At 47.6% G+C, this 15288-nt stretch carries 18 protein-coding genes and 1 tRNA gene (1 of these 19 cut by a window edge); 18 read left to right on the top strand and 1 reads right to left on the bottom strand.

The features are described from left to right. Positions 1 to 45, top strand: a tRNA-Gly gene (locus tag NST37_RS17780) (it extends 29 nt beyond the left edge of the window). A 477-nt stretch (positions 46 to 522) separates the two neighbouring features. Here NST37_RS17780 and NST37_RS17775 read toward each other — a convergent pair. Further along, on the bottom strand, positions 523 to 1653 hold the full coding sequence (locus tag NST37_RS17775) for a HAMP domain-containing sensor histidine kinase (protein ID WP_003386727.1): 1131 nt from the start codon (positions 1651 to 1653) through the stop codon (positions 523 to 525). A gap of 303 nt (positions 1654 to 1956) precedes the next feature. Between NST37_RS17775 and NST37_RS17770 the strand changes: the two genes are divergently transcribed. The 17 genes from NST37_RS17770 to ytfJ all read left to right on the top strand — a co-directional run bounded on the left by NST37_RS17770 (position 1957) and on the right by ytfJ (position 15260). Then, positions 1957 to 2613 carry a TerC family protein gene (locus NST37_RS17770; protein WP_039070863.1) on the top strand — a complete coding sequence of 219 codons (657 nt, stop codon included), beginning with the start codon at positions 1957 to 1959 and terminating at the stop codon, positions 2611 to 2613. Between the two features lie 99 nt (positions 2614 to 2712). Further along, complete coding sequence (locus NST37_RS17765; RefSeq protein WP_003386724.1) at positions 2713 to 3300, top strand: hypothetical protein; 588 nt, start codon at positions 2713 to 2715, stop codon at positions 3298 to 3300. Continuing rightward, on the top strand, positions 3297 to 4427 hold the full coding sequence (locus tag NST37_RS17760) for a glycosyltransferase (RefSeq protein ID WP_003386722.1): 1131 nt from the start codon (positions 3297 to 3299) through the stop codon (positions 4425 to 4427). Before NST37_RS17765 ends, NST37_RS17760 begins: the two co-directional genes overlap by 4 nt. Before the next feature lie 97 nt (positions 4428 to 4524). Beyond that, positions 4525 to 4731 carry an alpha/beta-type small acid-soluble spore protein gene (locus tag NST37_RS17755; RefSeq protein WP_003386721.1) on the top strand — a complete coding sequence of 69 codons (207 nt, stop codon included), beginning with the start codon at positions 4525 to 4527 and terminating at the stop codon, positions 4729 to 4731. A 147-nt stretch (positions 4732 to 4878) separates the two neighbouring features. Then, a complete protein-coding gene (locus NST37_RS17750) occupies positions 4879 to 5085 on the top strand; it encodes a DUF1657 domain-containing protein (protein WP_003386720.1) in 207 nt (68 codons plus the stop codon). Between the two features lie 70 nt (positions 5086 to 5155). Next, positions 5156 to 6016 (top strand): DUF421 domain-containing protein, encoded by an 861-nt coding sequence (locus NST37_RS17745; RefSeq protein WP_003386719.1) that lies wholly within the window; start codon positions 5156 to 5158, stop codon positions 6014 to 6016. A gap of 16 nt (positions 6017 to 6032) precedes the next feature. Continuing rightward, the gene (gene spoVAC / locus NST37_RS17740) at positions 6033 to 6506 is read left to right on the top strand and encodes a stage V sporulation protein AC (RefSeq protein WP_003386718.1); all 474 of its coding nucleotides are present in this window, start codon (positions 6033 to 6035) and stop codon (positions 6504 to 6506) included. 3 nt (positions 6507 to 6509) lie between these two features. Further along, positions 6510 to 7529 (top strand): stage V sporulation protein AD, encoded by a 1020-nt coding sequence (gene spoVAD / locus NST37_RS17735; RefSeq protein WP_003386717.1) that lies wholly within the window; start codon positions 6510 to 6512, stop codon positions 7527 to 7529. A 1-nt stretch (position 7530) separates the two neighbouring features. After that, positions 7531 to 7881 (top strand): stage V sporulation protein AE, encoded by a 351-nt coding sequence (spoVAE, locus tag NST37_RS17730; RefSeq protein WP_003386716.1) that lies wholly within the window; start codon positions 7531 to 7533, stop codon positions 7879 to 7881. 143 nt (positions 7882 to 8024) lie between these two features. Further along, a complete protein-coding gene (gene sleB, locus NST37_RS17725; RefSeq protein WP_194247002.1) occupies positions 8025 to 8639 on the top strand; it encodes a spore cortex-lytic enzyme in 615 nt (204 codons plus the stop codon). 67 nt (positions 8640 to 8706) lie between these two features. Next, positions 8707 to 9369 carry a L,D-transpeptidase family protein gene (locus NST37_RS17720; protein ID WP_003386713.1) on the top strand — a complete coding sequence of 221 codons (663 nt, stop codon included), beginning with the start codon at positions 8707 to 8709 and terminating at the stop codon, positions 9367 to 9369. A gap of 173 nt (positions 9370 to 9542) precedes the next feature. Then, entirely contained in the window at positions 9543 to 10508 is a 966-nt protein-coding gene (locus NST37_RS17715; RefSeq protein ID WP_003386712.1) for an S-layer homology domain-containing protein, read from the top strand. 69 nt (positions 10509 to 10577) lie between these two features. After that, positions 10578 to 11243, top strand: coding sequence for a DUF2953 domain-containing protein (locus NST37_RS17710; RefSeq protein WP_243015029.1), 666 nt, complete (start codon positions 10578 to 10580; stop codon positions 11241 to 11243). 360 nt (positions 11244 to 11603) lie between these two features. Then, positions 11604 to 12566 carry a DNA cytosine methyltransferase gene (locus tag NST37_RS17705; RefSeq protein ID WP_227278525.1) on the top strand — a complete coding sequence of 321 codons (963 nt, stop codon included), beginning with the start codon at positions 11604 to 11606 and terminating at the stop codon, positions 12564 to 12566. Beyond that, positions 12563 to 13420, top strand: a complete 858-nt coding sequence (locus tag NST37_RS17700; protein WP_227278527.1) for an NgoMIV family type II restriction endonuclease — start codon at positions 12563 to 12565, stop codon at positions 13418 to 13420. The genes NST37_RS17705 and NST37_RS17700 overlap by 4 nt, the downstream gene beginning before the upstream one ends. 176 nt (positions 13421 to 13596) lie before the next feature. Further along, positions 13597 to 14523 (top strand): hypothetical protein, encoded by a 927-nt coding sequence (locus NST37_RS17695; protein ID WP_339185622.1) that lies wholly within the window; start codon positions 13597 to 13599, stop codon positions 14521 to 14523. A 278-nt stretch (positions 14524 to 14801) separates the two neighbouring features. Next, a complete protein-coding gene (gene ytfJ, locus NST37_RS17690) occupies positions 14802 to 15260 on the top strand; it encodes a GerW family sporulation protein (RefSeq protein WP_003386710.1) in 459 nt (152 codons plus the stop codon). Positions 15261 to 15288 lie beyond the last annotated feature (28 nt).

The raw sequence follows: 15288 nt of genomic DNA, 5'->3' as shown, positions 1-15288 counted from the left end.
CCTTCCAAGCTGGTCGCGTGGGTTCGATTCCCATCACCCGCTCCATCAGATAGAAGAAACAGGCACTTACTTCAATAAGTGCCTGTTTTTTTATGCTCTCATTATAGATTGATACCTGCGATTGAATTGAATTTATTAAAACCGGTAACCCGACCAATCTCTATATAAATGAGCTAAATAAGTCTTTTGGCCCAGATTTTTCGACCATCGACAATATGTGAGGAGTTCGACAAGGTCAATGGACTTTGTCGAAAGTTGTCTTAAGGTTTGGGTAGTAGAAACATATGTTTTCGTGTAGAGTAGGGTCTAGATCGCTTACTCGAAAGGTAAACGGATCTCTTGCCTCGCCCTCTGTCATCAGAGGGCATTTTTTCGCTTTCGATAAAAAGCTCGTTGTCCACACGAGCACGTCTCTGTTGTAAAGGGGAGCAGCTTCGTCCAAAGCGATCTAAACAGCCCGAACATGACAAACAGGTCAGAATGAAAAAGCTTCTTTCGAGCAAACCTCGAAAGAAGCTTTGTTTATGCCAAAGGCAGTGTAACGATAAAACGGGTGGACTCGCGGGTAGATTCGCAGGAAATCGTTCCATTGTGCTTCTCGATGATGTTTTTGCAGATCGACAGACCAATCCCGGTTCCATTTTGTTTCGTCGTAAAAAAGGGCTGAAACAAGCTTTCCAGGATGTCTGGCGGAATCATTTCCCCGTTGTTTTCGACCGAAAGCTGTACCATGCCATTCTGACAAGCTGATTGAACCCGGATCATCTTTTCGGGTCTTCCCTGGACAGCGTCGATAGCATTGGTCAAAAGATTAACGACGACTTGCTTTAACCCTTCTTCATAGCAGCTCAGCATACAGGGCTCAATCTGTTTTTCAAACCCGATATTTTCAGCCAGAAGCCGAGGTGTAATGAGAAGCTCTACCTCGTATAGCAAATGCTCCACATCAACCGTCTTAAAGATTTCATCCAGGATTGGCTTCTTGGAAAAGCTGAGAAAACCGGTTATTTGCCGATGCAGGTTTTCAAATTCATGCATGACCACTTGGATATAGGACTGGAGCTTGTCCTGGTCGCGAGTCGATTCGGCGATCAGCTTCAAGAAGCCTTCGATGGCACACAACGGATTTCGGAGCTCATGTGCCATATTAGCAGCAATCTTGCCCAACATGGTCAATTTGTCGTTATGCAGGAAGGAGATCGTTTCTTCCTTTTTCACAAGCTCTTTATTAATCAGTTGTTCAAAATGGTAAACAGCCCAAAAAATGCTTTCATCCATGGCCTTCCCCAACTGCGTTTCGAGGTAAATCATGTGTTCAGTTGTCAGCGACCACTTGAGCAGCTCCGGCTTGATCACACGCCAAAAGACATTTCGATACAGCTGATAGGTGCGTAAGATCGACGAAAACGGGTACTCCTGGGAACGCAGCCATTCCCCCATTTCCAGACACCAGGTTTGCATATCCTCTTCGACATTTTCAACCAGATAACGTGCCAACAATACGGTACGCTTCTCCGCAAAATCGCGAGGGATCGTCAGCGGGGTTTCCATGCTCAAAACGATCTCCTGCAACCATAGCGTAGTGATGGTCGGCCCCATATCCAGAATTTTTTGTGAAACGTTTTGAAGGTTCAGAGAGACAGTTTCCACCATATCTTATCCCACCCCACTCATATCGTACGGAAGGATGTCCAGAAAAACAAGGTATATATCTCCTATATTGCGTTGAAAATTGTTTTTTTATGGAATTTTTGTTCAACAAAATCCGAGTATTCTCGTCTTTATTCGGGAATAGAAAAGCGCTCATGAGGGAGCATCTGGGAGCATAGAGTAAGAAGGACAACCGTAAATCGGAATCGTCGGGCGGGGGAAGGGCGAAAAAGAAGTCGGTTAGGGGAAGAGCAAATAGAAGTCGGTTAGGGGAAGGGCAAATAGAAGTGGGTAAGGGGAAGAGCGATGGAGGGGCAATTTTGGATTGGCTTGCTGCAAATTTTTCTCATCGATCTGGTACTCAGTAGTGACAATGCCGTTGTTATCGGGATGGCTTGCCGGGGGTTGCCGCCAACAGAGCGAAAAAAAGCCATTTACATAGGAACAATGGGAGCGATCGTGCTTCGTGTTCTGCTGACCGGGATGACGACCTGGATGCTGGACATCCCCTTGGTAAAAGTAGTAGGAGGAGTTCTGCTTTTGTGGATCGCCTGGAAGCTCATGTTTGGCGATCAGGAGGAACCGACGGAGGTGTCCTATAGCCAAAATGTCTCGCAGGCAGTCAAAACGATTATTCTGGCGGACTTTGTCATGAGTCTCGACAATGTGTTGGCGGTAGGCGGCGCTGCTGACGGAGACTTGCTCTTGATCTTGATGGGATTGGGTATGAGCATACCACTATTGATGTGGGGAAGCTCGCTGGTCGCGCGTTTGATTAACAGATTTCCCAGCTTGTCCCTGCTCGGCGGCGGGGTACTGGCGTACACGGCCACGGAGATGTGCCTGGAGGACCCTTACGTTTGGAAGCTTCTCAATCCGTTGCTTTTAAATCATGCGTGGATTCCATTTTTGGTTGCGGGCGGCATCGTCGCATTCGGGCGCTACTGGAGAACGACTGGCTGAATCAAGTCTTCCTCCGGCAGCAGCCCGGTGTTTTCTTCAAGCAGGATCGGGCATACTACGAATACAGAAATACACAGCTAGAAAGGAACCGATTTGGAGATGAACACGGGCATCTTGATCTTGTGGGGGATTTGGGACGAGCTTTATCAGCGCTGCACCAGGCTGCGATATATTGAGAAAGGCAACAATATCTTTCGCATTGTCCGCATGCGCTACCGTGGTGAACCGCTCGTCACCTCGGATAATCGCGTCATTTCAAAAGGCGATCTGATCTTAAAACTGCATATACACAATTACTACTTCGCGACCCTCAGCAAAGGCGTAAAAGATGACCTCAGAGTGGCTTTGCTGCTCAGGCAGCAAATCATGCGTTCACTGCCGCAGCTAGCCAGTTACCTCAATAATATGGAAGAGAGGGACGAGATCAAGGGAATCGTCGGAACAACAACCCTGAGCAAAGGGGTAACCCCATTGGGCTTCTCCGTTTCCAATGTGCCGATGAGCTGGTTTTTTCGATACAAACGCTGGTACCTGAAGCTGATGATTCGATTTATTCATCCGGATGGAAAGAAAAGGATGAAAACATGGGATCAGGACGTCCCGTTAAAGCGGGTGTACATGTCCAAGGAAGAGCTGTTGCGAAGGTATCTCATGCAACAGCCCGAACGAGCAGGTGATACGGTATGAGCGCGAAACGAATCTTGCTTGTTACCGAAGAATGGGCGGGAAGCGGTCACCGCATGGCCGCCGAAGCACTCGCTGAAGCTCTGATAGAGCTGCGGCCCACAGCTTATGTAAAAGTAGTGTCGGGCCTACAAACAGCAAGTCCGGCGTTGCGGGAAATCTCCCGCTTTTTTTATCTGCACATGCTCCGGTACAACCCCGGATTATGGCAAAAAATGCATCGCAACGACAAAAAGTGGGCGGCCGTGCTTAACAAACCGCTGGCAGTCTGGCTCTCCAGAAGAATGGTTCGGGAATTGATCGATCGGGAAAGACCTGATGTTGTCGTTGCTACGCATGCGTACTGCTTTTCCGCGCTCGCTGAAGCAAAGCGGAAAGGGGCCAAACCCTATCAGCTTGTTGGTGTTCCCACCGACTTTTGCGTCCATCGATTTTGGATTCATCCAGAGACGGATGCTTACGTAGTTGCCCATGAACAACTGGCCGATCCGATTCGGGCAGATCGTCGGCTTGAGAGAACACCTGTACTGGAGTATGGCATTCCGATCCGCCGCACTTTCCAGTCGTCTGCCCTCCAGGATAAAGCTTCCTGGAAAGATCAGCTTGGCCTGGGCCCCCAGCAGTTTACTGTGTTAATAAGCGGAGGTGAAGGGGGATATGGCTCGATGGAAGAGGTGATTCGCGTTTTGATGCGCGAGCCGGAGCCTCTCCAAATCGTCGTGATTACAGGAAAAAATCACTCTCTTCAGGAGAAATTGGTCAGGCTGACATCCTCATGTCCGCCTGTTCATAATGTCATCGTCAGAGGATATGAGCCCGAAATATGGAAATGGATGTCTGCTGCGGATGTGTTTCTTACCAAACCGGGTGGAATCAGCATCGCAGAAGCCCTTGCAGTCCAAACGCCCCTTGTCTTGTTTCAACCGCTGCCAGGTCAGGAATGGCGGAATTTGTCCTTTCTTCTCAAGCACGAAGCTGCTTTTTATGCACGTACGACAGATGAAATCAGCCAGATCGTACGGCAGCTTCGATACTCCCCTGCAGAAAGAAAGGATGTGAGCCAAAGAATGGCTTCCTTGAGCAAACCGGATTCGGCAGAGCAGATTGCGAAATATCTGCTCCAGCTATAACGCTATAAATTGCCAGTGAAAATCAAAGTGACAGAATGAATGAAAGAGGGGGTCAACAGACATATTAAGCTTACAACCAACGAGGAGGTGATTACAGATGGCAAACAACAACGGTGGTTCCCGTAACAACCTTCTGGTACCGCAAGCTAACCAAGCTCTGGATCAACTGAAGTACGAGATTGCTGCTGAGTTCGGTGTTCAACTGGGAGCAGACACCACTTCCCGTCAAAACGGTTCTGTTGGAGGAGAGATCACTAAGCGTCTCGTTTCCTTCGCTGAACAACAATTGGCTGGTCGTGCATAACCAAATAGGTTGAATGTCGGAAAGGCACCATAACGGTGTCTTTCCTTTTTGTTAGTATTTGTAAAATTTTTACAGTTCGCTTTTTTAAAAGCGTGGGATTAAATGCCTGCAGTTGGTTGACTCTATAGGTGCTAGGAGGTGAATCAGATGACAGTTGCATCCCAAGTGAAGCAGACGCTGGCAAGCTTAAAGGGAGCTCAAGCGAATCTGGAACAATTTGCGCTCAGCACCCAAAATCAGCAAGCGAAGCAGTTGTACACACAAGCTGCACAGCAGACAGAGTCGATCGTGACCAATCTGCAGCAGCGCGTTACCGAGCTTGAAAACGAGGAGCCTCAATACAAAGGCTTCTAAGTACCTTTCAGGAAACAGGAGAGGGGCTTCTCTCTCCTCTTCTCTAGTACATGAGCGGGAGGGTTTATGCGTGCCCGATTGGTTAAATATCGCACTGCGCTCACTCGGAGCTGTGGTCTATCTGTTCATCCTGACAAAAATTATCGGCAAGCGTCAAATCAGGCAATTAACGTACATTGAATACATTGTCGGCATTACGATCGGCTCTATCGCCGCCTTCATGGCAACAGAGATGGACGGCCCTATCTACCACAGCCTGATCGCTTTGACGGTGGTAGCAATCTTTCCTGTTTTGTTTGAATGGCTGGCTTTAAAGAGCAAGGTTCTTCGGGATTTTTTTGAGGGAAAAGCGACGATCTTGATCAAGGATGGCAAGGTGTTGGAAGACAACCTGAAAAAAGAGCGGTGGACCTCTGAAGACCTGATGGAGCAGCTGCGAATCAAAAATGTGTTTCGCGTGGCCGACGTCGAATTTGCAGTGATGGAGACCAGTGGAGAATTGAGCGTGCTTTTAAAATCGCAGCATCAGCCAGTGACCCCGCAGCATCTCGAGCTTGAGGTGTCGCCGGCAGAGGAGCCGCAAGCAGTCATCATGGACGGGATGATCATGGATGAGCCGCTGTCGAACATGGGCTTGAACCGTTCCTGGGTACGGGCTGAGCTGCAGAAGGCCGGCGTCGCCCTGGAAAATGTCTTTCTCGGCCAGGTTGACAAAGGCGGTCAGCTATACCTCGATCTGTATGACGACAAAATCAAAGTGGCTGAGCCGCAGGCGTTGAAACTAACCTACGCGCAGTTGAAAAAGTGCCAGGCCGATCTGGAAGTGTTTGCGCTGTCTACGAAAAATCAGCAGCAAAAACTCGTGTACCAAAGAGACGCTGAAGAACTGCAAAAGGTTATGGATCAGGTCAAGCCGCTGCTGACAAGATAGGGAAGAAGGGAAAACAATGGCGGATCAAAAAAAGAAAAAGCTTACCCCCGTCCAGCAGGAGTATCAGCAGTTAGCCAAACGTCACGAGCCCCCTCGCCCTTTGCTGCGCAATTTTACGCGGGCGTTTTTCACAGGGGGGATTATTTGCCTGATCGGGCAAGGCATTCAGGAGATGTTTATCCGGTACTTTGACTTTACGGAAAAGACGGCCGGAAATCCGACAACAGCCGTGCTCATTTTTCTGTCCGCTCTTTTGACAGGGCTCGGTGTATACGACCGGATTGCACAATGGGCAGGAGCCGGGACAAGCGTTCCGGTAACCGGTTTTGCCAATTCGATTGCATCAGCCGCTATCGATCACCGGAGCGAAGGCTTTGTCCTGGGAGTGGGCGGAAACATGTTCAAACTGGCGGGATCGGTGATTGTGTTTGGAGTTTTTTCCGCATTCGTGATCGGGATCGTGAAAACGTTGATCAAAATGGGAGGATAAGCCATGCGACAAGGGCATCAAACATGGGTGTTCCCTTCGAGGCCGGTCATTCTCAGTACGGCTGCCATCGGCGGTCCTTTCGAAGCAAAAGGACCTTTGGGAGAGGATTTTGACATCACGCATGGGGACCTCATGCTTGGACAAGACAGCTGGGAAAAAGCCGAAAAAGTTCTGTTGGAGGAAGCTTGCGACAAAGCATTGGAAAAAGCAGGCCTGCAAAAGGAGCAAGTCCATTTCTTGCTTGCAGGCGATCTGATGAATCAGATCATTACGTCCAGCTTCTCTGCCCGTACATTGGGTATCCCCTACATCGGCCTGTTTGGAGCTTGCTCGACAGCGATGGAAAGCTTGGCGCTTGGTGCGCTATTGGTAGACAGCCAGTCAGCCGACTACGTATTGGCTGCTACCGGAAGCCACAACGGGGCAGCAGAGAAACAGTACCGCTACCCAACCGAATACGGTTCGCAAAAGCCGCCTACAGCCCAGTGGACCGTTACCGGAGCAGGTGCAGCTGTTGTGGGAAACAAGGGGAGCGGGCTGCGGGTTCATGCCGCGACGATCGGCCGCATCGTCGACATGGGGCTGAGCGACCCGTTCAACATGGGGGCGGCGATGGCGCCAGCAGCACTTTCGACGATTGAGACTCACTTCCGCGATATGCGGCTCCCGCACGATCACTACGATCTCGTCGTAACGGGAGATTTGGGAAAGGTCGGTCACCAGATCCTCTCGGAGCTTTTGCCGAAGCATAACGTCGATATTCCGCTGGATCGGTACATCGACTGCGGCAAGCTTATATACGGAGACAATCCGACTGTCTGGTCGGGAGGGAGTGGCTGTGGCTGTGTCGCTACGGTTACATACGGACATCTGTTGCGAAGGATGAGAGAAGGCGAATGGAAACGCATATTGGTCGTCGCTACCGGCGCCCTTTTGTCACCCATCTCCTATCAGCAAGGGGAAAGCATTCCCTGCATTGCTCATGCGGTCGCCATTGAAGCAGAGCATCCGGAGGAGGGGTAGCATGACGTTCCTGTGGGCATTTTTGGTGGGAGGCACGATCTGTTTGATTGGCCAGTTTCTGCTCGACGTCGTCAAATTGACGCCCGCTCACACCATGTCCTCTCTGGTCGTAGCAGGAGCTTTGCTCGATGGATTCGGCTTGTACGAGCCGCTTGTCAAATTCGCCGGAGCCGGGGCCACTGTGCCGATTACCAGCTTTGGCAACGCTTTGGTTCACGGAGCCATGCAGGAAGCGGAAAAACACGGGATTGTCGGCGTGATTACCGGCATATTTGAAGTGACGAGTGCAGGGATTTCGGCGGCGATCGTGTTTGGATTTTTTGCGGCGGTCCTGTTCAAACCAAAAGGATGAAACGAGAAGCATGGGCTTGAGCGATAGACGGCATGTATTGGCAAACATGCCAAAAACCTTGAATTGAACCTGATCTTCTCTCCCGATAGAATGGGGGCTTGAGGAGGGGGATATAGGTGTTTCAGAAAAAAAGCGGGATTGCCCTGTTTTTGTCTGTCCTGGTCGCTTTCTTGCTGGCTGTTCCGGCATCTGCTGCTCCCGTGCTTAAAAAGGGAAGCAGGACCGGTGACGTCTGGGATTTGCAGTATCGTCTGCAGGTGATAGGCCTGTATCAAGGGCCTTTGGATGGAATATACGGAAGCAAGACCACCCAGGCAGTCCGCCAGTTTCAAAAAAAGTACGGGATGCCTGCAGATGGAATTACAGGAAAAATGACATGGAAAAAGCTGAAGAAAGTTACCGTAAATCGATCCGAGATGCAAATGCTGGCCCAATTGGTTTATTCCGAGGCAAGGGGCGAGCCTTATGTCGGACAGGTGGCCGTTGCCGCAGTCGTCATGAACCGCTTGCAATCCAGCAATTTCCCCAACAGTATTCAAGAGATTATTTTTCAGCCTTATGCCTTTACGGCGATTGACGACGGACAATACTGGCTGACACCAGGGAAGACGGCATATCGAGCCGCTTATGAAGCGGTGCGAGGATGGGACCCATCGGGCAATGCCCTGTTCTACTTTAATCCCAAAACAGCGACTTCCAAGTGGATCTGGTCCAGACCTCAGATTAAAAAAATCGGAAGCCATATCTTTGCCAAATAATCGATAGTGATTGCTTTCGTACAGCTTTTCTTCTGATAATCAGATCAAGAAGTGGAGCGATATCAGCATGATGAGAGCCTTTCTGTCTGTCATTTCCGTGCTCATCATCCTCATGGCCTCGCTTGTTCCGGTTCACGCCGAGCAGGCTGATCCGCCAGTCTACATTTATATCAATTTGTGGGAGAACAAGCTGTACCTGCGGACGGATAAGGGGGAAGTACTAGCCTCTTACCGCATAGCACCGGGAGCTGTCGATACGCCCTCGCCCATAGGCCTGTTCACAGTCACGAAAAAATCGCTGAATTGGGGCGGCGGATTTGGTTCTCGCTGGCTGGGAATCAATGTTGAATGGGGGACGTACGGAATTCATGGGACAAATCGCCCTGAGCATATTGGACGGTACGTCAGTCATGGATGCTTCCGGATGAAAAACAAGGACATCGAGAAGCTCTACCCGCTTGTAAAAGTAGGGACCCCCGTCATCATAGACGGGCCGATCATGGGGCATGAAAGGCTAACTTATCGGGTATTGGTTCCGGGGTCGCGAGGAGCATTGGTCAAGCTTGTACAAAATCGATTAAAGGCGGCGGGCTATTACAATGGTCCCGTGCATGGTCATTTTGACAAACATTTTGAAAGGGCCGTTTTTCGCTTTCAAAAGAAAGAAGGCCTTGCAGTGACAGGGCAGATCGGTCTGGAGGACCTGGTCTATTTGGGGATCGTCGAGTGAGTGGAGTTGTCCGACGAGTAGATGAATCTACGATGTGGGCAGCTCCTTTTTTACTGCTGCTTTCGGTTCTTGTATACCAACAGAGGCTGGCAATCATTGAGGGTTGTTTTCTGAATATTTTCCTTTACAATAGTACAAAGAGATTTCCAGCAATCGACTACAGGAGGTTGATGATGAAAAAGATGCTGATTCTAGCCTCGCTGGCAGCTGTCATTTTCACGGGCATGCCAAAAGCAGAGGCAGAGACAACACGAGCAAACCTACCATACACCGATGTAGCCGGACATTGGGCAGAGAAGGACATTCAACAATTGTACATAACAGAGGTAATCGGTGATGCCAAGAGTTTCCGCCCAGACGATCCGATCACACGGGCAGAATTGATCACAATGTTTGTAAAAGCCAAAGGAGTCCAACCAGCAGCACAGGAGGCATCACCCTTTGCGGATATTCCTTCGGGCGATTGGCTCGCGCCATATGCCATAACGGCGTATCGACTCGGCATCGTTCATGGAGAGTATTCAGAGGGAAAACTCGTTTTCAAGCCGGACGAGCTGGTAAGTCGAGAAGAGATGGTGTCGATGCTGATACGGGCAATGGGCGACAGCGGCAAGGTGAATCAGTTGCCTTGGTCCTCCGCGATTCAAACACTGCAGCAGTATCCGGATGGACGCAGCGTGGAAGAGGCTTATCAGCGGTCATTTGCATTTGCCCTGCAAAATCGGTTGGTGAATCCGTACCAGGATGGAAACCTGCAGCCACACCATGAAATAACGAGAGCGGAAGCTGCGACCTATACCGCTATCCACCTTTTGGAAAAAGGAGAAGAACAAAAAGCTCCTACAGGGACTCCCTTCACAAAAAAACTGACGGTTGAGACGACCGCATATACATATCCGGAGGACAAAGCGGAGGCGCTTTCTTATCTGGAATTCCCATTGCGTGTAGGGATTGTAGCCGTGGATCCTGCTGTTATCCCGCTGGGTAGCCATTTGTACATTGAAGGCTATGGGTATGCCGTCGCGGCTGATATCGGGAGCGCGGTGAAAAATAATCGCGTGGACCTGTTTTTCTCTTCGCGGGTGGAAGCCTTGAACCACGGGATTAAAGATGGCGTAACTGTTTACGTCCTCGACTGATAGATTTACCTTTTGCAACATATTTTCCCATCCATTCACTCATACTAACGGTGAAAGGATGGGGTTTTTTTGTTGGGCTGGATACTAATTGGACTCTTCGTATTTATTGTGCTGCTTGCCGCAACGCCTGTACGTATTTCCCTTTACTATGGCAGGGTCGGTGAAAACGATCACCTCGTCGTTGAGGTTTCGGCATGGTTTCACCTGATCCGGCGCAAATATGAGCTGCCGGTCGTGATGGTAAAACAGACGGAAAATGGCCCCGAATTGAAGGCAAAAGTGGAAACGGTGAGACAGGAAGAGAAGACGGCAGAAACGGTAAGAGGTGTAGGGAAGGATCAACTGCAGAAGTGGAAACAGAATTATCAGGTCATACTGGAACGCTTCCATGATTTTAAACCGGTTCTTCAGCAATTTGCCAAGCAGATTCGATGCGAACGGCTGGAATGGCACACTGTTCTGGGAACGGGTGAGGCTGCGGAGACTGGTGCGCTTCTCGGAGCGGTGTGGGGAGTGAAAAGCATTTTGATCGCGCTTTTCTCACACGCCATTTCTTTGCGGAGCATGCCGCGGCTTAGTGTGCAGCCTGTCTGGAATCAACCGGTCATTCGCACCCAAGCGAGGTGCATTCTCCACTTTTTCCTCGGCCATGTCTTGGTAATGGGGCTCCGTCTGCTGTTTCGCTTGAAAAAGGGGCGTGTCCACAAATGGGAGACGAGTCCCTCCGGGGCGTAGGAAAAGCGTACATGGCCTGTTCTTCTTTTGGGCAAGCTACTAGTTGTAAACAGTTTGCGCAAAACTGCATTTCACCCCAGTAATATCGACGACCCGGTGGAAACACCGGATGGGTGTAGGAGTCTCTATACGATAACGCAAAATAGACGGTCATTGGCTTCTTGCACTTTAATACTAACGTTTTTTGGGACATGTTTCACATTGTGAAACATGTCTTTTCAGTTTTTCATTACTTTGATTTGTGGCTTATCTTTTGTTAAGATATGAATAGAAACAAATGTTCGCGATTGGTGTCTTGATGACAGGTCCAACATCATCTATACTTAAATTTTAAGTAGGACAGTTAGGAGAGTAACCCATATGAATTCACTAGAAATATGTGCTGGAGCGGGTGGACAAGCTCTTGGTCTTGAATTAGCAGGATTTGAACATGCGGCGCTTGTCGAAATTGAATCTCCAGCTTGCGCAACTCTACGTTTAAATCGACCTCACTGGAACGTGATAGAAGATGATCTGCGAAATGTATCTGGAAGACAATTTAAAGGCATTGATTTGCTCGCGGGCGGTGTTCCTTGTCCCCCGTTTTCAAAGGCTGGTAAGCAGCTCGGACAGGAAGATGAACGCGACTTGTTCCCCGAAGCAATTCGCTTGGTTGAAGAAATTCAACCTAAGGCAGTTATGCTTGAGAATGTTCGTGGGTTATTGGATGCAGTATTTGATGATTATCGAAAAAAGATAGTAGATGATCTTCGTAAAATGGGATATACAGCGGAATGGAAACTTTTAAACGCTTCCGACTTTGGCGTTCCTCAACTTCGTCCGCGTGTGGTCTTTGTTGCAATAAGGAACGACCTCGCTCATAACTTTAGCTGGCCAAAGCCATTGTGGCATCGACCTCCTACAGTGGGCGAAACTCTTTTTGACCTTATGGCTGAGAATGGTTGGTTTTTGGCCAATCGCTGGAAAGATTGGGCAAATGATATTGCTCCAACTATTGTTGGTGGTTCAAAGAAACATGGGGGGCCTGATCTGGGACCAACACGTGCAAAACGAGCATGGGCAGCTCTGGGTGTTGATGGGATGGGCATTGCTGACCAAGCGCCTGAGCCTAATTTTATTGGTTTACCCCGATTGACCACAAGAATGGTTGCACGGTTACAAGGTTTTCCTGATTCTTGGCAATTTTTTGGTAAGAAAACGCCAGCCTATCGACAAATCGGCAATGCATTTCCACCGCCAGTTGCTCAAGCGGTTGGATTGGAAATTCGAAAGTGCTTAGAAGCTGGAATTACAACAAATTTAAAAAGGATACATGGGCTATGACAAATGCGCTTATTGCTAAAGCACGGAAGAAATATCATGCCTCGCTCTTGCAGTCGGTACTAACAGTTAATAGTCAAGGAGTTCCGACTAATGCTGATAAAGACAGTAAATTATCGGTGAGAATCGCGAAGGGGATAGCTGAAATTCTGAAATCCGAAGCAGGAGAAAGATTGGCGGGCCAAACAAGTGGAAGTGAGTTTGAGGCCATTAATGCCGAGTTTATTCGTGATACTTTTTTGGCACTAAATCATATACGTCCTGGTCATTGGGAGATTAAGAAAATTGGGAATCGAAACAGAATGGCGATCGCTGGTTTTGAACAATATGCTCATTTAACTGCACTCGACGAAGCCTCCAAAAACAATCCAGAGCTTGCCGCTGCTCTTGGAAATGACTATACGATTACCCCTGATATCATTATTGTTCAGAATCTTATGCAGGATGATGAGCTTAATAGGGATGCCCTTATGGTTGATCTAAATGTCAGTCGCCGTGCAGCGATCCGAGCAATTAACGGAGGAAAGCCGCTGCTTCACGCTAGCGTTTCTTCCAAGTGGACGATTCGTTCTGACCGAAGTCAAAACAGCCGATCAGAGGCGTTGAACCTGATTAGAAACCGTAAAGGACATTTACCGCACATTGTGGTTGTTACAGCAGAACCACTGCCAAGTCGTCTGGCATCCATTGCGCTAGGTACAGGGGATATAGATTGTGTTTACCATTTCGCTCTGGATGAACTTAAACAATCGGTGGAAATGGCAAATGCAGAAGATGCATTGGAGATGCTCAATATTATGATTGACGGGAAGCGGTTAAAGGATATATCGGATCTGCCGTTGGATTTGGCCATATAAGTACATTCAAGACTGTCAGCAGTTCGATGACAGTCTTCGCTATTATTATAAATGGAAATATTTTCTTGACTTGTAATTACGATATTATAAAATTTTGAAGAGGGAATTAATACAAAAAAATTTTTTGTGCAAAAATAATAAAATTTTAATTTTATTTAGTTTGGAGGTTATAAACAATGGAACAGATTTCAATCCAACTGTTGAAGGACTTCATTAACAAAGATTTCGCAATGTTTTTAAAAACAAAAGATAGGAGCTTAGTTCCAAGGGTTCGAGAACAATACCTACGAGACATTAATAATTATGTTGAAAATTATTTAGAAGACAGTGCCCTTATTGATTTTAAAAGTTTTTTTGCAAAGCATTTAATAAAAAGATTTCTAGAAAATCGAACGGGCTCTACAGCAAGAGCAGCACTAACGAATTTTCTTGAGTTATTATGTTCAGCAGATTTAAGAAAAATTGATTTAGAGTCATATTTTCGTATTAAAGAAACAATCCAAAGTGTTAAAAAGACGCCAAAGGAAAAGCTTGTTTTTTTAACAGAAGAAGACATTGACTATATTATGCACAAAACTGATTTTAGTACAAAACAAACTCAAGAGAAGATTTTGACGCCATTGATAGTCACACTGGCTTACCATATGCTTTTCGAACAAGATCACATTTATAAATTGAAAAGGAATGACGTAAAGATTGAAGAAAGAAAAATACGCAATCTTAGACATGACTACGATGAATCAGTGGATAAATGGTTGGAAATGGATTTATATTCATACAATGTCGTCAAAAAGTATTGCGACCAATATGATGGTGCACTAGATGCTCCATTTGTCATTATTAAAGGAGAACCAGCTAGCAACCAAACAGTAAATAAAATGCTACATGGTGTGTATAGAAGTACGAAAAATCGTTCAAAATTAACCACTACTGTAGACGTACAAAAACTGATTAGATCACGAATTCTCATCGATTTAAGAAACACGCAGGGTCAAAGTCTAATGAAGTTTTATGAAATAATGGGCATGAAAAGAAACACTCAACTTGAAAATGCATTACACCAATATTTACAGGAACAACAAGACATTAAGCAAAATAATTGATTGATTAAGTCGGCAGAAAGGACCTTTTTCATTGTGATGATTGATGGCCGAAGTTAAAACGAATGTAGGAGAAATTGTAGGGACAACTGAATCTAAGTGATATCCTGTGAAGTCTCCAAACGAGCCACTCAATATCTGCTAATTATTCCCTAATTTTAGGGGATTGATTGTAACCAACTAGACTCACTCATTTTCAACAGTACATGCTTAGACCTAAGTTGGGGTATGCTACAAATGCCGAATAAACCAGTTAATTTGCTGGTAAGGAGGGGACCAACATGGCTGACCATCCCATTCAAGGGTTAATGAGAACGGCAATGGAAAATATCAAGCAAATGGTCGACGTCAACACGATCATCGGCGACCCGGTGGAAACGCCGGATGGAAGTGTGATTCTGCCGATCTCCAAGGTTGGCTTCGGCTTTGCGGCAGGGGGCAGTGAGTTTCAATACGAGCGCGATCATCCGGGTGTGATCGGGCATCCTTTTGGCGGCGGAAGCGGGGGCGGCGTATCGATTACGCCTGTTGCATTCCTGGTCGTGGGCAAACAGGGCATCCGCTCCATTCCTCTCGAAAATTCCACTCATCTGTATGACCGTATTTTGGACAGCATCCCTCAATTCGTGGAGAAAATGCAGGGGATGTTCGGCAAAAAGGAAGAGGCCCCGGTCTCTTCGACTACCATCGTGACCAATGTCGATGAGCACGATCTGGAAGAACTGATTGAGCGAAGCTGATTGTTGGGGCATGAGGCAAAACGAAAAA

Origin of the sequence: Brevibacillus sp. FSL K6-6036, assembly GCF_037964015.1 — a bacterium.
Taxonomy (GTDB): domain Bacteria; phylum Bacillota; class Bacilli; order Brevibacillales; family Brevibacillaceae; genus Brevibacillus; species Brevibacillus borstelensis.
Note: the sequence above shows the minus strand (reverse complement) of the source record. Positions and strands in the feature narration are given on the sequence as shown.